This window comes from Paraburkholderia heleia NBRC 101817 (genome assembly GCF_000739775.1).
Lineage (GTDB): Bacteria > Pseudomonadota > Gammaproteobacteria > Burkholderiales > Burkholderiaceae > Paraburkholderia > Paraburkholderia heleia.
In genome coordinates this window covers 67533-84862 of record NZ_BBJH01000008.1, presented here as the reverse complement: position 1 = coordinate 84862, position 17330 = coordinate 67533, and the positions used below count along the sequence as shown (strand labels likewise).

At 63.0% G+C, this 17330-nt stretch carries 17 protein-coding genes; 6 read left to right on the top strand and 11 right to left on the bottom strand.

All coding sequences use genetic code 11. The annotated features are described in order from the left end of the window. Position 1: 1 nt before the first annotated feature. The 3 genes from BHE01S_RS09190 to BHE01S_RS09180 form a co-directional block, all read right to left on the bottom strand. Entirely contained in the window at positions 2 to 808 is an 807-nt protein-coding gene (locus BHE01S_RS09190; RefSeq protein WP_167337671.1) for a substrate-binding periplasmic protein, read from the bottom strand. 137 nt (positions 809 to 945) lie between these two features. After that, on the bottom strand, positions 946 to 1647 hold the full coding sequence (ehuD, locus tag BHE01S_RS09185) for an ectoine/hydroxyectoine ABC transporter permease subunit EhuD (RefSeq protein ID WP_042262989.1): 702 nt from the start codon (positions 1645 to 1647) through the stop codon (positions 946 to 948). A 65-nt stretch (positions 1648 to 1712) separates the two neighbouring features. Next, entirely contained in the window at positions 1713 to 2519 is an 807-nt protein-coding gene (locus BHE01S_RS09180) for an IclR family transcriptional regulator (RefSeq protein ID WP_042262987.1), read from the bottom strand. 169 nt (positions 2520 to 2688) lie between these two features. Between BHE01S_RS09180 and BHE01S_RS09175 the strand changes: the two genes are divergently transcribed. After that, positions 2689 to 3039: a hypothetical protein gene (locus tag BHE01S_RS09175; protein ID WP_052405795.1), complete on the top strand. Its 351-nt coding sequence runs from the start codon at positions 2689 to 2691 to the stop codon at positions 3037 to 3039. A 46-nt stretch (positions 3040 to 3085) separates the two neighbouring features. Here BHE01S_RS09175 and BHE01S_RS09170 read toward each other — a convergent pair whose 3' ends face one another. Further along, a complete protein-coding gene (locus BHE01S_RS09170; RefSeq protein ID WP_042262986.1) occupies positions 3086 to 3445 on the bottom strand; it encodes a DUF3564 family protein in 360 nt (119 codons plus the stop codon). A gap of 270 nt (positions 3446 to 3715) precedes the next feature. Here BHE01S_RS09170 and BHE01S_RS09165 point away from each other — a divergent pair, with 270 nt between their 5' ends. Together BHE01S_RS09165 and BHE01S_RS09160 are read left to right on the top strand one after the other, a co-directional pair. After that, positions 3716 to 5638 carry a putative bifunctional diguanylate cyclase/phosphodiesterase gene (locus BHE01S_RS09165; RefSeq protein ID WP_052405793.1) on the top strand — a complete coding sequence of 641 codons (1923 nt, stop codon included), beginning with the start codon at positions 3716 to 3718 and terminating at the stop codon, positions 5636 to 5638. Further along, positions 5635 to 6810 carry a hybrid sensor histidine kinase/response regulator gene (locus BHE01S_RS09160; protein WP_084068695.1) on the top strand — a complete coding sequence of 392 codons (1176 nt, stop codon included), beginning with the start codon at positions 5635 to 5637 and terminating at the stop codon, positions 6808 to 6810. The genes BHE01S_RS09165 and BHE01S_RS09160 overlap by 4 nt, the downstream gene beginning before the upstream one ends. Here BHE01S_RS09160 and BHE01S_RS09155 read toward each other — a convergent pair. From BHE01S_RS09155 to BHE01S_RS09140, 4 genes are all read right to left on the bottom strand, one after another. Beyond that, positions 6783 to 9371 carry an ATP-binding response regulator gene (locus BHE01S_RS09155; RefSeq protein ID WP_042262984.1) on the bottom strand — a complete coding sequence of 863 codons (2589 nt, stop codon included), beginning with the start codon at positions 9369 to 9371 and terminating at the stop codon, positions 6783 to 6785. The two genes, BHE01S_RS09160 and BHE01S_RS09155, sit on opposite strands and share 28 nt — an antisense overlap. A gap of 28 nt (positions 9372 to 9399) precedes the next feature. Continuing rightward, positions 9400 to 10437, bottom strand: a complete 1038-nt coding sequence (locus BHE01S_RS09150; protein ID WP_042262981.1) for a 3-oxoacyl-[acyl-carrier-protein] synthase III C-terminal domain-containing protein — start codon at positions 10435 to 10437, stop codon at positions 9400 to 9402. A gap of 551 nt (positions 10438 to 10988) precedes the next feature. Continuing rightward, positions 10989 to 12233, bottom strand: coding sequence for an NAD(P)/FAD-dependent oxidoreductase (locus tag BHE01S_RS09145; protein ID WP_042262978.1), 1245 nt, complete (start codon positions 12231 to 12233; stop codon positions 10989 to 10991). A gap of 31 nt (positions 12234 to 12264) precedes the next feature. After that, a complete protein-coding gene (locus BHE01S_RS09140; protein WP_042262976.1) occupies positions 12265 to 13062 on the bottom strand; it encodes an ABC transporter substrate-binding protein in 798 nt (265 codons plus the stop codon). A gap of 168 nt (positions 13063 to 13230) precedes the next feature. Between BHE01S_RS09140 and BHE01S_RS09135 the strand changes: the two genes are divergently transcribed. Next, positions 13231 to 14199: an ornithine cyclodeaminase family protein gene (locus tag BHE01S_RS09135; RefSeq protein WP_042263269.1), complete on the top strand. Its 969-nt coding sequence runs from the start codon at positions 13231 to 13233 to the stop codon at positions 14197 to 14199. Between the two features lie 130 nt (positions 14200 to 14329). Continuing rightward, positions 14330 to 14941: a helix-turn-helix transcriptional regulator gene (locus BHE01S_RS09130; RefSeq protein WP_245639691.1), complete on the top strand. Its 612-nt coding sequence runs from the start codon at positions 14330 to 14332 to the stop codon at positions 14939 to 14941. A gap of 144 nt (positions 14942 to 15085) precedes the next feature. On the opposite strand, the gene BHE01S_RS09125 is transcribed toward BHE01S_RS09130, so the two are convergent. Further along, entirely contained in the window at positions 15086 to 15349 is a 264-nt protein-coding gene (locus tag BHE01S_RS09125; protein ID WP_157025249.1) for a hypothetical protein, read from the bottom strand. Positions 15350 to 15764: 415 nt separating this feature from the next. Here BHE01S_RS09125 and BHE01S_RS09120 point away from each other — a divergent pair, with 415 nt between their 5' ends. Further along, the gene (locus tag BHE01S_RS09120; protein WP_042262972.1) at positions 15765 to 15980 is read left to right on the top strand and encodes a hypothetical protein; all 216 of its coding nucleotides are present in this window, start codon (positions 15765 to 15767) and stop codon (positions 15978 to 15980) included. A 161-nt stretch (positions 15981 to 16141) separates the two neighbouring features. Here the strand turns inward: BHE01S_RS09120 and BHE01S_RS09115 are convergent, their stop codons facing one another. Further along, the gene (locus BHE01S_RS09115) at positions 16142 to 16783 is read right to left on the bottom strand and encodes a DUF1109 domain-containing protein (RefSeq protein ID WP_042262968.1); all 642 of its coding nucleotides are present in this window, start codon (positions 16781 to 16783) and stop codon (positions 16142 to 16144) included. Continuing rightward, positions 16780 to 17325, bottom strand: a complete 546-nt coding sequence (locus tag BHE01S_RS09110) for a sigma-70 family RNA polymerase sigma factor (protein WP_042263265.1) — start codon at positions 17323 to 17325, stop codon at positions 16780 to 16782. Before BHE01S_RS09110 ends, BHE01S_RS09115 begins: the two co-directional genes overlap by 4 nt. Between the last annotated feature and the right edge of the window lie 5 nt (positions 17326 to 17330).

Genomic DNA, 17330 nt, shown 5'->3' with positions numbered 1-17330 from the left:
ATCAGTTGTTCACCGGGAAATACCAGAGATTGCGGTCGGTATAGCCGAACTGCCTGATGATCGATCCCAGCGTGCCGTCGGCGCGAAGTTCGTCGAGCGTTCGCGACACCGCGTTGTTCAGATCGACATCGCCCTTGCGCAACGCGTAGCGCGCGTATCCGTACTCCTGCGGCAGCGGCCTGTAGTCAGCCACCATTTGCATTGCGGCAGCGGGATGCTGCTTCAGGAATTGGCCGATCTTGATGTCGTCTTCCATCGCAACGTCGATTCGACCCGCGATCAGATCCGAGAACTCCGCTTCGTTGCTCGTGTAGAGCTTGAGCTCCTTCAGGTCCTTGCGCCCTTCGAGCAACTGATGATTGATGCTCCCGCGCACCGTGCCGACGATGTGCCCGGCAAAGTCGTCCCACCCATGAATCTTCGCCGGATTGCCACGCTGTACCGCGATACCCGATCCGTACCAGTATGCCGGGCTCGTGAACGCCACGACGCGTAGCCGCTGCTCGTTCTCGTGCAGGTTGTCGACGACGACGTCGGCGCGGCCGGCGAGCAATGCCGGAATCATCGCGTCGAACGGCACGATGTCCCACGTGACCTTCGTGATCTTGAGCCGCTTGGTGATTTCGCGGAAGATGCGCACATCCGCGCCGTCGAACGTACGTGTTTTTTCGTCCCGGAAGGTCGATGGCGGATCGGCGGCGATCACGAGCGTGATGCCGTTCCTGATTGCACGCGCGTACGAGCCGTCGCCGCCATCGAAGCGCACGTCGCTGATTGCGCTGCTATCAGCCGCGTGGGCATTGGACAACAATGTTGCAACACCCAACACAATCGATGCAAATGCCAGCGTAGCTTTGCGCATGAAACACCCCGAATTAGCTGGTTATCCAGATCTGGCGAATCGGCCGTATTATTCGTCTCACTGCCTTCGTGCGAGCGTACCGGTCATCGCGGACGCACTACCGCGTTCGCCGTGCGTGTGGCGCCCATCTTCCGCTCGAGCCAGTGCACGACCATGGCGCTCGGCCACGAAAATGCCAGATAGAGCGCGCCGACCAGCGTGAATATCGTGACGTACTGGAAGTTCGTCGACGAGATGATCTGGCCGGTGAACATCAATTCCTTCACCGTCACGATCGACACGAGCGAGGTGTCCTTGAAGAGCGAAATCGCATAGTTGCCGAGTGGCGGCACGACGATACGGATGGCCTGGGGAAGCACGATCAGGCGCAGCGTCTGGCGGCCGGACATGCCGAGCGCCTTCGCGGCTTGCGTCTGGCTCTTCGGCACGGCTTCGATGCCCGCGCGATACACCTCGGCGAGATACGCTGAGTAGTTGATCGACAGTCCGATCACACCCGCCGTGAACGGAGCGAACCGAATTCCGAATGAGGGCAGCACGAAGTAGATGTAGAACAGTTGCAGCAGCGCGGGCGTGCCGCGAATGACCTCGATATAGATCGATGCGATTGCTCTCGGCAGCCGTGCCCGGCTGATTCTGGCAATGGCGAGCAGCAAGCCGAACGGCAGGCTCAGCGCAAGGATGCTGAAGGTCAGCTCGATGCTCGTGAGCGCCCCTTTGAGCAGATCGGGCACATAGCTGCTCGCGTCGTGCAGATCGAACAGATCGAAGAAGGTGGTCAGCATGAGGTCCTCGCCCCGTCGCGGGGGCATCAGTGATCCGCCGGGAAAACGCGCGCCAGCACGCCGCGTTACGGGCCAACCTGCGCGCCGAGCATCCGGCTGATGCGCTCCGCATGGGCGCGCAGCGTGCGTCCCAACGCGTGCAGGTCGTCGCCATCCAGTCCGTTCTTGAGCGTCGTCACGCTGATCGCAGCCACGCCTTCGCCGTCGCGGTTCGTAATTGCCGCTCCGACGCAAACCACGCCCAGATTGTCTTCTTCGTCGTCGAACGCGTAGCCGCGCTCGGCGACCAGGATCAGATCCTTCATCAGCTCCGCGGGTGTCAGGCGGGTGTACTCGGTGCGGCGCGGCATGCCGGTATGGGCCAGCAGCTTGACGACCCGCGCCGGCGGCAATAGCGCGAGCAGGGATTTGCCGAGCGCCGAGCAATGCGGAAGCTCGCGTTGTCCGAGGGCGGATGCGATGCGCACGATGCCCGGCGCTTCGACGCGACTGATTGCGACTGCGTAGCCGTTGTCGTCGAGCACCGCAAGCCGGGATGTGAGGCCGGTCGTGTCGGTCAGCTCGCGCAGAACCGGCATCGCAAGCTGGGATATGCCGACGTCCGCCGCCGCACGGTCGCCGAGGTGCACGAGCGCAAAGCCGAGGCGATAGCGCCGTGAGCCGCCGAGGCGTACATCGGTGACGTAATGACGGGCGAGCAAGGTCTGCAATATCTCGAACGCGGTGCTCTTCGACACGCCGATTGCCGTCGCAATCCCGGCAACGGTAAGCCCCTCGTTATCGCTGCTCCCCAGCGCCTCCAGGACATCGAGCGCCCGGCTGACGCTGCGAAGCGCGTTGCGCTCCCCAATGGTTTGGTCCGTTTGTGTCATTTGTATTTCGTCTCTTGTCCGCTAGCGGGCGGTCGAGCGTTTCAGCCAGCTTAGCGCTGCCAATATTGACAGTCATCAACGTGGAAACTACCATAAATACACCGCCGAACCGCGTTCGGCCTAGCCGAACAGAATATTCATTCGGCATTCAGTACGCCTGATTCATGGCGTGCCTTCCCAGGTCAATGACAACAGGAGGCCGCAGGCCGGTGGTGCGCTCGGGGCATGCATGCGCGGCACCGTATTCCGACGGCAAATAAAGATGGGAACAGTGTCAGAAAGGGGCGTGGACGGTGGCGGGCAAACGGGAAGGCTCGGCGCCTGGTCGTCGCAAGCCGCTCACAGCGATATCCTGCACATCAAATCCGTGATTCAGCGACTGTCTGCAGAAGACCTGAACGAGTCGCGTTTGCCGCCGGCTTATTGGCGAAAGCGCTTGCAGGAAATCATGCAAAGCCACCAATTATCGAAAAGCCAGTTCGAAGAAATCGACCGGCTACTCGCGACATTGAAGGAGTAACGGCGCACCGCATCGGCGATGGCTCGCCCGGCCGTCTTGCGAACGACTAGCAGGCAAACAGTGAATTCGCGGCGCGCACCGATTTACGGTCAACAGCCTGCAACCGCCACTGCCATGCTGTTTCTTTGCACGCGCTGTCGTCCGGCCAGCTCGCATCGCCATGGCCCGCGCGGACTTCCTGCCACTTGTTCAGGCTGAGACCGCGCATGATGCAAAGCGGTGCATCGGTTCGTGGAGCGCAGAGGACCGTTTCATCGCCGCCGGCGCGGACCTCGCCCCACGAAGGCAGGTTGAGTCCTTCATGCGACTCGCGCGACCAGCGTTTCTGGTCGAGATCGATCCACACGAGGGCGAATTCGTGATTGACTGCCGGGTCGGAACCATTGATCAGGATGGTCAGTCGCATGAGCACTCCGTGCAGTGCGGCTAGTGAATGGGATCGCGGCTCGAATCGCAAGTTGTCAGTCTAGAAGTTCCGCGACGGAACGCAAGCGGATTTTCCATATATTGGGAAAACTCCGGGGTGCGCATGCGCACATAGCGCGAAGGTCTAGCCGAGTCCGGATGACGTCGGCGCCGCTGCGGATCGCCCTGGCGTCGCAATGCGTTCTCTACCTTCTGGAGTCCGATCTGGTCTATTCTCCTGAAATCATATGATCTGAATCGGGGAGACGTCGTGCTCACGTCCGCCAAGGGCGAAAAGTTCTGGACCGCCGGCCTTTTGCGCCGCATTTATGTTCTCAGGGTCCTCGGCTATGCGATCGGCTCCATACCCGTCCTCTCCTTGCTGCACGTGCAACATGCGCCGGCGCTGCTCTTCGCCGGCGTCCTTGCCATCTGTCTCATCTGGCCGCATGTCGCCTATCGGCGCGTACGCAATGTCACTGACGATGCACTCCGCAAAGAGAAATGGAACCTGCTCTTCGACTCGGCGTTCGGCGGCTGGCTGACCGCCGCGGTTCATTTCGAGCCTGTCGCAACCGTCGTCATCCTGTTGATGTTTGCGCTCGACACCATGGCGGTTGGCGGTTGGCCGATCTTCGTCGCCGGGGTGGGCGCGAGTGCTGCCGGCCTGATCGCCGGGGCGGCAATCTTCGGAATCGCCACAACGCCGCTGGTTGTGCGGATCGCGCCGGTTTGGCTGCCCATCATCTTCATTTATCCGCTCCTTTTCGCCAAAACGACCCATGACGTGTCAGTCAGGCTTCTCGACCGGTCGCGCCGGTTGCGCGAACTCAGCGAGTGCGACAGCCTGACCGGGCTTGCGAATCGGTCCGCGCTTGGCGCACGATTGCATGCACTCCTTACTGCCCCTGCCCGCCACGGCGAATCCGTCTATGTCGTTTTTCTCGACCTGGACACGTTCAAGACCGTCAATGATGCGCTCGGGCACAGCGTCGGCGATCAGCTGCTCGTCGAAGTTGCCGGGCGTCTGCGGACCTGCGCCCGCCCGGGTGACATTCTCGGCCGCTACGGCGGCGACGAGTTCATGATCGTTGCGCCGCGCGGGCGTGACGACACGCACTTCGACCTTCCCGATGCCGTCCTCGCCGCGATCGCGAAGCCAGTGCTCGTTGGCGGCAATGAACTCGTGGTGAGCGCGAGTGTCGGCATCAGCGTGTTTCCGGCGGATGGAGACAATGTGGAAGCACTGATTTCGTGTGCCGACATGGCGATGTACACGGCCAAGAGTCATGGTCGCAATTGCTGGGATCGCTATCAACCTGAAATGCGCGGAGACGCCGACGCCAAGCTCATCCTTTCAGCACGTCTCAGAAAGGCGATCGAAACCGGTACGCTGCGCGTGCACTACCAGCCACAGGTCGACATGCGCAACGGCCACGTGCTTGGCGTCGAAGCACTTGTCCGCTGGCACGATGATATCTACGGCGAGATCGACCCGGCCGAATTCGTCTCGCTGGCGGAAGCATCGGGATTTGTCGCGATACTCGGCGAGTGGGTGCTGCATGAGGCTTGCCGTCAGTCGGCGCTTTGGATACACATGGGTATTGCGCCCATGCGCATATCGGTCAATCTGTCGCCACTCCAGTTGCAACGCACGGACATTGTCGAGACATTTCAGACCATTCTGCAGGAGACGGGCGTCGATCCGACGATGCTCGAACTCGAGGTCACCGAAACTGCGTTGATGAAGCAACCGGAGATCGCCGCGCGCCGCCTTCACGAATTTCGCCGTGCGGGTATCCGTATCGCAATCGACGATTTCGGCATGGGCTACTCGAGCCTCGGTCAATTGCGCACGCTGCCGGTCGATCGCATCAAGATCGACCGTGCCTTCGTGCAGGGCGTCGGGGAACCGGACAGTGGCGCGATCGTGAAGGCGATCGTTACGCTTGCGCAGGCGCTCGGCTTGGCCGTCATCGCCGAAGGCGTGGAGACGCTCGATCAGCAGGAATTCCTGCTCGCTCTCGGCTGCGTGGAAGCGCAGGGATTCCGTTTCAGCAGGCCGCTCGATGCCGGGTGCATCACCCGTGTGCTCTCCGACGGCGGACCGCTGCCGCGGCCTTCGCTTGCTGTGAATATGCCGCCCGACCCGGATCGCGGTCCACACACCATTGATACGCTGAAAACGCAATGACAAGCGCCATGCACAAGCCGTTCTCCATTCTTTTCGTCGACGATGACGAGATGTCCCGCACTTATTTCGCACGCGCCATCCAGGGGCTCTACCCGATTCATCTCGCGCGCAACGCGGACGAAGCCATCGACATACTCGGGCAGCATGGAGCGGACATCGCAGTCCTGGTGACCGACTTCCGAATGCCGGTCAACAATGGCGATCAGCTACTGCGCGAAGCGGCGCAACGATATCCCCGAATCGTGAGGATTCTGGTCACTGCCTACGCCGACAAGGACACGCTGTTGCGTACGGTGAATACGGGCGGCGTATTTCGTATCATCGAAAAGCCGCTGCGGATAGAAACAGTGCGCGAGACGCTGCGCGAGGCGATTGCGCAATGGACCGAGCGCGAAACGCGTCAGCATCAGTTGCTGGCGATGGATGAAACACTTGCGTTCCTCGCGCACGAACTGAACACGCCTCTGGCGACGATCTCACTCATTGCGCAAACCATCGAAAGCGGCGGTACCGGCGCGTCCGATCCGATGCCCCAGAGCAAGGTCGCCGATGCGGCGACGTCGATGCTCGCCAATGCGCAGTACTGCATGACACTGATCTCTTCATTCTGGGCGAGCTTGCACCAAAGCGGCGGCGCGCGGTCCTTATCGCGCGCCGGCGCCCGGGAAATGCGCGCGACACGGCTGATTGCCGCCTTGCTCGACACTTACCCGTTCTCAGCCTCGCAGCGCGACTGGATCACGCTTGACGTGCAGGACGACTTCGTCGTGCGTGCGATGCCCAATTGCGTGACGCTCGTCCTCTCTTCGCTGCTGTCGAACGCCCTGCGCGCGCTCAGCCACATGCCCCGCCCGGCGTTGCGCATTGAAGTGCGCGACAATCCCGAAGCGCAAATCCGCGTGCGCGACAACGGTCCGGGCATTGCTCCCGAAATAAAGGCGCGGCTCATGCGCGACCCCATCACGACGCACGCCGAAGAAGGTGGCCACGGCATGGGCATGATCTTCTGCAACCGTATCATGCGATCTTTCGGCGGCGGCCTGGAAATCGACTCCACATTGGGCATCGGGACAACCGTGACCATGCGCTTTGGCACCCGCGCAGAACGCGCGAAAGCGACTGACGTGCAACGGCCGCTCGAACCTCAGTCCTCGCTCGATACGCCCGGCTGATCGACCGCACTTATCGCAGCCACAAAATATTGATGCAACGCGTCGGCCGAGCGGTTTCCCAGCGCGGTGGTCTGGTCGAACCAGTCGGTCTCAACCGGCCATTGACCATCGAGTACCCGCGCATAGATCTGCTTCACATGCAGGTGCAGCGCTTTCGCGCCGATATTCCCGCTGATACCCAAAAGAAGATGCAGCGCCGCGTGTACTGCCCGGATGTCGCCGGCCTCCACGCTGCCTGCAAGCTGCGCCAGTAGCGAGCGGATTTGCGCAATGCCCTTGAGAAAGGTCTGATCCAGCATGTCGAGCGATGCCAGTTCGTCGAGATGGGCCTCGTCGAGCAGGTCGTTTTCCGCGCTCGCCGCCCGATTGGCGGCCCGATCTGCCGCGCGCATGACCGGCACCGCCGGCCGCTCGCGTTTCTCCGGTGCGTTCGCCGCGCGCGAATGCGCAAACTGTCGCGCGAGACAGGCATAGAGCACGCCGACCTGCACGGGTTTAGTCATGACCTCGTTCATGCCCGCTGCGAGACAGGCCCTCACGGCCGCCATATCGGACTGGCCGGTCAGGGCCACAATCGGCATCTCGCCATACTCGTCCACCCGGGCGCGAATCCACGCTGCCGTCTCCACGCCGCCCATACCGGGCATGTTCATGTCTATCACGATGGCGTCGACGCTCCCGCCGCCCTGCAGGCGCGCCAGCACGCCCTGTCCGTTCTCCGCCTCCACGACGCTCGCGCCGCAGCGCTCCAGATAGCTCTTCGCGACCATCCTGCTGTAGGTATCGTCGTCCGCGACGAGAATCGTCTTGCCGGCGAATCCATCGAAGCGCGGGTGGCGCAAATGGCGATCCCCGCTTTCCATGAGTTTCTGCAGCGTGCTCAACAGTTCCACCATGCGTATGGACTTGCTGATCGTTGCGTCCATGCCGGCGCCCTTCGCGAGTACGCGAGCCAGGTTGTGAGCCTCGGCGGTATAACCGACGACAAGAAGGCTCCCGCCAGCCAGGCCGGCATCGGAACGGATTTTCTCCGTGGTCGTGTAGCCGTCGAGACCCGGCATATTGATGTCCATCAGCACGAGATCGTAGGCGCAGCTTTCCCGAAGAAGCGTCAGCGCGCGTTCACCGCTCTGCGCTTCGACAACCCGGGCGCCGACCCCTGAAAACGCATGGCAGACCTTCTCGCGTATCACCGCGTCGTCATCCACAAACAGTATCGCCTTCCCGCTAAAAAACTCCGTGGCGCGCGCGAGGAGCGCCTGCCGGTAAGCCGCGATTTCGCTCTCCGGTATGGCGGGAAACTCGAGCGTAAACTGGGTAAACCGGCCGGGTTCCGAACGGCACTCGATCGTCCCGCCGAACGAACGCATCGCACGCTGGCAGTAGGCGAGCCCCAAGCCTGTGCCGGCGGCATTTCCCTGCGTACGGAACGGCTCGAACAGATGCGAGATCATCTCGGCTGCGATGCCCGGTCCCGTGTCGTGAACGATCACCTTGTTCCGGTCGACAGTCAGCGTCAGCGTTGCCGTGGGATGCGCCGCCATGTGATGCAGCGCATTCTTGATCAGATTGAACAACGTAAACAGATAGACGGTCTCGTCGACCTTGAACGTAAAGTCTTCGAGGACCATCAGTTTCACGCGGCTGCGCTCCTTCCTGCCACTAAAGCCGTACTCGTCGAGTGCCTTGCGTGTCGCCTCTGCCGCGCTCGCATAGTTGAGATTGTCCGACTGCATGGGCTTGGCGCTGACTTCGTCGAGCGTCATCGCAATGATTCTGAGCCCGCGGTCGATCGCCAGCTGCCCATGCGCGACGTGCTGGGAAAGCGAAGCCACCGCGTCGACCGGCAACGCCGGCGAGGGCCTCGACTCAGCCATTGCGGGCAGCGCCTCCTCGACGCGATCGAGCACGTACCTGAGCTGGCTGAGCGGATTCCTCATTTCATGGGCGATCGTGCCCGCGAGCGCCCGAAGCGCGCCGTTCTTTGCCTGCGCCGTGATCCCCCGCATATTGCTGTAGCTGAACGTGAGGCCCGCGCTGATGCCGAACGCGAAAACCGGCAGGTAGGTGTAGAGCAGCAGATGGCCGTCGACGTGAAGGGACGCCGGATCGAGCATCCACACGCATAGGATGGCGAGGCCAACCCCGAGGGCGAGATTCAGGGCCAGCGCGACGAACGACGGAAATATCGCGATCAGGAAAAACATCATCCCGACTTCCGCCATCGACCAGATCATCGAATAGTGGCCGGTTATCAGGTAGTAGGTGAAAAAGAACGGTAGCGAATAAGCTACCGTAAGGAAGTAATACCACGGCAGGAAAGGCACCGCTGCTGCGGGCCAGAAGCGGCGCAGCAGCAACAGCAGACAGGCGAGCGCGCCGATGACCCGCATCAGCGTGCTTTCATTGGGTTGGGGGTCGATGTACGTCCACCACAGCCAGTACAGCGGATGTCCGATGGTCCCGATGACGCCCACCGCCAGCACGCTGAGGTCCGACAACCCATACGCGTCGCGAACCCGCTGCATCAGATAGCGAACGCCGCCTGCAATGCCTTTCATATCGTTCTCAATAGACTGATATCGAGCCTCAGAACCGGAAGCTGCTCACGTTGAACGACATGCCGGCGCTGCCGACCCAGCACAACGCCCTGTCTCCCCGCTTCAGCTTCCCAGTCTCCTTGGCCATGGAAATCGCAGCCGGAATCGAGGCGGAAACGAGATTTCCGGTATCCGGATAGATGTGATACATCTTATCGTCGATGCCTGCCTTCACGCCGTAGCCGTGCCACGCGGCCTTCGAGGAGGCGTGAGTGAAAACGATGTCGATGTCTTTTTTGGGAACGGCCAGTCGGGAGAAGACCTCGGCAAGCTCATCGGAATTTTTGTGCAGTTCGTGGCCGAACGAGGTAAACCGCATTTCCCCATTCTTGCCGATACGCTCGGTAGGGTGGCAATATCCCTCGTAGCCGGGAATCGGAATCGTGCACAGGTCCGACACGTCCGGCTTGCCGCGAAACGCAAAGCTGAAGTTGTCCGGCTCCTTCGCCACCACCAGCGTGGCCGTTGCCGCTTCGCCTATCGTAAACGACGGCAGGGTGTATTCGACCTGGGCGTGATGCTTGAGCGCGAAATTCGAAGGATAGAGCGGCCCCCCCGCGAGCATATTGAATTCGGCATTCACGATCATCGCGTTTTTATACTGGCCGGTCTTGAAGAGACTGTCGACGATCGACATGGCCCGCGTCCAGCTCATGCAGGCATCGACAACATCGAAGCATTCGGCATTGCCAAAGCCGAGCGTGCTCGCCATCATATGACTGTTGCCCGGCTCGAGGAACCCTCTGCCGATGCCGACGAAGATGAACAGTTCGATGTGCTCCGGCCGCAGATACGTTTCCGACAACACCTTGCGCGTCGCCATCGCAACGTGATCGATGGGCGACTCATGGCTGTCGCACCAGCGACGATGGACCAGACCGCTGCGGTCGAGCAGTGTCTTGATGGTTCGGACTGTTCTGTCGATGTCGCCATCGAAAGCCGTAGAGTGGGACCGGATCATATCGACGACTTCCTCGTTCGAGACGACCCTCGAAGGGAGACTGACTGCGACGTTCTTGATTAGCATAGAGAATCCGTGAATCGCGAAAAGATGGAGAAATAAAGGTCTCGCGCGTATGGCACGCGGATACCTGGACACCCGATATCCGGCCGGACGGCCCCCGTACGTTAGCGCCCCCACCGTTTATCACGAATTCCCCCTCTTCCCTACGCGCTGACTTTCGGCGCAAGGGTCTCGATTGCCTCGGGATTGCACCATGCTCCCGGGAGCCTGCCTGCCGCCCCCAGCCCCTTCCATCCTTTCGATCCTTTCAATCCGCCTTCCGACTTGCGAAAGTCATTCGGCAACGGCTCAGACTTCGCAATTCATGTCCGATGCATACTTTGCGGAGTCACCCTGAACGGATTATCGGCAACGGTGAATGAAGCTTGAGAGCCGAGCGATCCCGCGCCGCGCACCTGCGTTGACCGGCTTAATGAGCTGAAGCCTGATCCGGCGCGCAGTCAGGAGATTGAGCAAGCGCGGCCAGGCCAATCTATCGTGTAACTGGAGGCGGTCGATCGCGGCGACCGTGCAGTCGCCGCGATCCGGGAGGCTACCGGTCCGACGCGCGTGTCTCAGCGAAATCGGGCGGGCAAATAAGGCGTGGGATCGACGAACGGCGTTTCGCCGACGATTTGCTCGGCAACGAGGCGCGCCGTGACTGGCCCGAGCGTGAGCCCATGATGATTGTGGCCGAACGCGAACCACAGCCCCGCATGGCGCGGCGCAGGCCCAAGCAGCGGGCGCATGTCGGGCGTGCAGGGACGCAGGCCCATCCACGGTGTTTCGTCCAGCCGCGCGCCGAGGCCGAACACGGGACGCGCCTCGCGCTCGGCTGCATCGAGCTGCCTGTAGTTGGGCGGCCGCTCGCGCGTGGCGAGTTCTACGCCCGTGGTGAGACGCAAGCCGCGGCGCATCGGCGCGACGACGTAACCGCCTTCGATGTCCACCACCGGACGCTCGAGCGGCGCACGCGCCTCGCTCGCGTAGTGCATGTGATAGCCGCGCTTGACCATGAGCGGCACGCGGTAGCCGAGCGGCCGTGTCACGAGATCCGACCATGGGCCGAGCGCCACGACCACAAGCCCGGCGCTCAACGGTCCTTCGTCGGTTTGCACTCGCCAGCCCTTGCCGTCGGGCATCAGCGTGCGCGCATCGCCCCGTGCAAACGCACCGCCTTCACGCAGGAACAGTTGCGCGTAGCCCTTCGTCAGCGCGCCGGGATCCGCCACGCTGGCCGGATCGATCCAGTGAATCGCGCCCGCATAGCCCTCGTTGAGTGAAGGCTCGAGTGCGAGCAGGCCCGGCGCGTCGAACATCTGCACGTGGAGGCCGTGTGCGTCGGCCACGTTCTGCGCCGTATGCATTTCGCGTTCGAAGCCGGCGGGCGAGCGCCACGCTTCGAGCCAGCCGATGGGCCGCACGATTTCTCGCAAGCCCGCGCGCTCGATCAGCGCGTCGTGCTCGGCCACGCTGCGCTCGATGAGCGGCAGCATATCGCGCGCGGCGTGCGCGAGGCGCGCCGGCGACGACTCGCGCCAGAACCTCGCGAGCCAGCGCGCGTAGGCGGGCAACGAGCGCACGTCGTAGCGCAGCGCGGTCGAGTCGTTGCGTACGAGGCGCAGCAGGGTGCGCCAGTCGCGCGGAAAGCCATAAGGCGCGACCGACGACGACTCGATCAGCCCCGCGTTGCCATGGCTCGTTTCCTCGCCGGGCCCGCGCCGGTCGACGAGCGTGACCTGCACGCCGCGCGCCTGCAGATGCAGCGCGACGCTCACGCCCACGATTCCCGCCCCGAGAACGATCGCACTCTTGCTCATGAATCTGCTCTGGATGCCGAAGTAATCGACATCACTTCGCGACGATATCGCGGCCGAAATACTTCATCGACAGCTTCGTGAGCGTTCCGTCCTGGCGCAGCGAATCGATCGCGGCCACCACCTTCGCCTTGAGCGCCGCGTCGTCCTTGCGCATGCCGAAGCCCGTGCCTTCGCCGAGCGTGGCCGGGTCCTGGAGCGGCGAGCCCGCGAATTCGAAGCCCTTGCCCTGCGGTTTCGAGAGGAAGCCGTCGGTGGCGGTCTGGACTTCCTGCACCGCGCCGTCCAGGCGCCCGGCCGCGAGGTCCGCGAAAATCTGGTCCTGGTTCTCGTAGGTGACGACGTTCACGCCCTGCGTGCCCCAGTGCTTGCGCACGTAATCTTCCTGCGTCGAGCCTTGCAGCACGCCAATCGACTTGCCCTTCAGGCTCGCGGACGTAGGCTGCAGGCCCGAGCCGCGCTTCGCGACCATCTGGATCGGCATCACGTAGATGGCGGGGGTGAAGGCGATTTGCTGACGCCGCTTCTCGGTGATGTTCATGGCCGAGTTGATGACGTCGAACTTGCGCGCCTCGAGCGCAGCGATCAGGCCGTCGAAGCTGTTCTCCACCCATACGCACTTCATCTGCAGCTTCTGGCACACCGCATTGCCGATATCGATGTCGAAGCCTTGCAGATCGCCCGCGGGCGTCTTGCTCTCGAACGGCGGATAAGACGCCTCTACGCCGAAGCGCAGCGTTTTCGGGTCCTGCGCGTGCGCCTCGCCCGCGCTCACGCCTGCGAGGCATGCAAGGCTGGCCGCAGCCGCAAAGCGAATCATCTTCCTGTTCATCGTCGTCACCCAATTCGTAATAAGTGTCTGTTCAAGTGTGCTGCGCTTCGTGCGGCGCCCATTTACGCGGGCCGCGGCCGCAGGAGGAATATAGACGAAAAATAAAAATAAAGTCTAGAATAGACAAAAATGTCCACATCGAGACTCCGGAGCCCTAACATGAACGAGATGTCCCAAGCCCTCGCCGCGCCGCTCGTCGTCGACGCCGCCCAGGTGCGAGCCGCCCTGCCCAGCCTCGACGTGCGAGGCGAACTGGCCCGCCTGTTCGCCTCGCTCGGCCGCGGCGACGCCGTGCAGCCGCCGCAAACCCTGACGCTATTTCCAAAGCAGGCCGGCGACTTCATCACCTATCTCGGCGTGCTCGCCGAAGCGGGCGTGTTCGGTGCGAAGCTCTCTCCCTACATTGTCGGCGCCGAAGGCGAGCCGCCCATCATCACCGCCTGGACCGCGCTGATGTCGATGAAAACGGGCCAGCCGCTCATGTGGTGCGACTCGGCGCTGCTCACTACCGAGCGCACCGCCGGCACCACGGCGCTCGCCGTCGACCAGCTCGCGCCGCGCGAGGCGAAACGTCTTGCCGTGATCGGCTCGGGCGCGGTCGCGCTGGCGCACGTTCGTCACGTTGCGCCGCTTCGCCCGTGGGACAGCATTCGCGTGTTTTCGCCAAAGCTCGCCGGGGACGCACACCGTCAGGCAGAACTGCGTGCGCTGGACTCACGGGCGAGCGTGGCGCACACGGCCGAAGCCTGCGTGCATGACGCCGACGTGGTGATGCTGTGCACCTCGTCGGGCAAGCCCGTGCTCGCGCTGGACACGCTCACGAAACCCGCGCTCATCACCTCGATCAGCACGAACGTCGCACACGCGCATGAAGTCGATCCGGCCGCGCTACCCTCGCTCGACGTGTACTGCGACTATCGCCACACCACGCCGCACAGCGCGGGCGAAATGGTGCTGGCCGCGCGCGGGCACGGCTGGTCGCCCGACGCGATCGCGGGCGATTTCGCGGAACTTGCCAACGGCGTATGCCCGCGCCCGGCGTACGCGCGCCATGCATTCTTCCGCTCGATAGGCCTTGGCCTCGAAGACATGGCCGTCGCGTACGCGCTGTATGAGCATCTGCGCAACGCCCGTTGATGCGCGGCGCCGACTGATCGCAGTATCATCGATGTCCTTTCTGCCGCCACCCCGTCCCAGACCGATGCCGAAACGAGAAGACGAGAAAAACCGCGTGAAAAAGATCGCCAGCCCGAAGACCGCGCGCGACATGCTGCTCGCGCGCTACGCGCACGTGGCGGACAGCATCACCACCCTGTTCTTCCCGTTCGCGGAGGTCGTGATTCACGACCTCTCGGACCAGACCGTGGCGTATCTCTCGAACAATCTCTCGAAGCGCGAGATCGGCGACGACTCCGCGCTCGAAGACGTCGAAGAAACCACGCGAAACAAGCTGCTCGGTCCCTACGAGAAGGTGAACTGGGACGGCCGGCGCATGCGTTGCGTGAGCACGGCGCTGTTCGACGACGAAGGACGCGCGGCGGGTGTCATGTGCATCAACTTCAACATCGCCGCTTTCGACGACATGCAGGCCACCCTCAGCCTCTTCCTGCGCGGCGCCGGCGTGATCGCCCAGCCGGAAGAGCTATTCAGGGACGACTGGCAGGAGCGCATCAACACCTTTTTGCACGGCTGGCTGCGCGAGAGGCAGATCGCGCTCAACTCGCTCACGCGCGAACACCGGCGCGAACTGGTCGAGGCGCTGCACGCCGAAGGCGCGTTCAAGGGCAAGAGTTCCGCCAATTATGTGGCGAAGGTGCTGGGCATGGGGCGCGCGACGGTCTACAAGCATCTGCGCGAAATGAAGGCGGACACCGAATAGCGCGCAAGCCGCGCCCGGCTGGAAGCGTCAGTACAACGGCTCAGCACGCCGATCTCCTGTCACCCCATACGCTTCGGTGAGGGGCGCGTTCCTGATTCCCGACTCGTGCCCGGCGTTTGCCGGCGCTGACACAGGCATGACCGTTTAGCGAACCGGCCACTGTCCTCGCCTTTCGCTTGAAAGTCTGCGCTGCCGCTCGACCTCGCGTCTGAGCAGGTCGCGGTGCAGCGTCATCGTCTGCATGATGTCGCGCATGACGCAAAGTAAATGCTCTCCTGCCACGTCGGCGGCACCCTGATCCCGTTGACGCCGGATGCACGCCGTGAGTGCCGCCAGCCTCTTTCGAGCCTGCGCGAGGTGAAGGTCTGCGGTAAGAAGCTCAAGATCCTCGGTCGATGGATCGTTCATGATGCTCCTCTCCGGATTCGCCGCAATCGGCCGCAACGAAAGACAGCGCTGGCACCGCGATCAGCCCAGTATATGCCTCGCTCAAGTTCGCCGCGCACGCCGGAAGGGATGTGCCTGCACCTGCCGCAGCCGCGTTGAAGATCGACGTCGTCGACGCACGATCGGCGAGGCAAAGGCCTGCTCAAAACGCGCACACGGTTACCGAACGCGCAGGAACGCAGGTCGAAACTTTCTCTGTACAAGTGAAGGCGTCGGGGTAGTATGAAAACATCCGTCGACTGCGACCGATCCCGCCGCTCCTCCTGCTGCCAGTTCTCAGGGATCGCGCCGCCCCCCTCCATCGCAGACCACGAATGCGGCTCGCTGCAGTCTCGGGCGGCCTATGGACTCCTCACTGCGATTCAGGGAGAGAAATATGCCTTCAGATCCGGACCGTTTTTATATCGACCCAACGCCGCGCCGGGCGGACGGGGAATATATGGCGCATGCGCGCATCAGCACCAGCCGTAGCGATGGGAGCGAGTGTGAAGTCCACTCCAGCGGCGATCTCGCGGGTTTCGACGCACGCGAAGATGCGATTGCCTACGCGGAAAACTGGGCGAGGCAATGGCTGGATGCCCGCTTCGGCTAGATTCTCCAGCCGCCGGCTATCGCGCCCCATTGAGATGGGGCCGTGTCAGGTTAAGGGAAATCCCGGTCTCGAAGCTGTTCGCGCCGCCGCTGTACGAAGCCCTGGCGCAGCGCTTCCTGAAGCAGTGACGCGCGCTCGCGCGCGTTGATCGGCACGCGTCGTTACCAGCGCAGCAGCCGCGGCCCCAGCCACGCGCCAATGCCAGCTGGCAACAACATGCCGATCACATACCAGACGCTCCAGAACGCCGGGCTCATCTCGGGGCAATGGAGGCAGTAGGCAAGGGTCGCGAGCGCGCTCGCCAAGAGCCCGGCTGCCGCGCCCGCCGCGCGCAGGCGGGTGGGCGCGAGACCGCGCACGGCCCAGAATACGGCCACAAACGTGGGCACCGAAAGCAGCACGATATTGAACGGGCACGTGCGCCATGTGAGCCCCATCACGAGCGGGATGCGTTGCGCGGGCGCCGCGTCCCCCAGCACGAGCCACGCGCCCGCCAGCACCGCGGCGAACGGCAGCGCCACCAGCGCCCACGCATAGCCGCCGCGCCGGCCCGGCCGCCCGAGGCGGCTGACCGCGAGCGCCGCAGCGGCCGCGACGCACAACGGGAACGCGACCTTCGCCCAGAAGATCGGCGTATGCATGACACTCATGAGATCGTGCCGTATGCCGAACACGACGCTCATCAGCACGACCGAGCCCGCAAAACCGGGCACCAGCGCCCGGGCGAAGCGGCGCAGCACAGCTCTGCGGTCCACGCGCGCATCGCCGGCGGCGAGCAGGTTGATCAGATCGTCGGTTTTCATCGCGCTCCCCTGATGCGCGCGGCAAGCGCCTTCAAACCGCGATGAATGCCCACCTTGACCGCCGATTCGGAGAGTCCCGTGAGCTTCGCCGCTTCCACGACCGAAAGCCCTTCGAGCTTCACGTGGAGGATAGGCAGACGCTGCTTGTCGGGCAACTGCTCGAGCAGCTTGCCGATATCGCGGCGCGCCTGCGCCGGTTCGTCGTCGGGCGCGGCGAAGAGATCGGTGTGATCGTCGAGCGGATCGTTGAGCATGTCGCGGCGTGCGCGCGAACGGAAAAAGTCCATCAGCTTGTAGCGGGCGATCGCGTGCACCCAGGCCGTGAGCGGTTCGTCGGGCCGCCATGTGTGACGCGCGTTGTGAACCGCCAGCAGGATCTCCTGCACGAGGTCCTCGACGTCGTCGCGCAGCTGCGGAATGCGCCGGCGCAGGTAGCCGCGCAGATGGCGCGTGAGTTCCTCGAGGAAGTCGCGATACGCTTGCGCGTCGCCTTCCAGGCCGCTGACGAAAAGCGCTTTGAGACGGGTTTCCGCGGATTGCAAAGGTG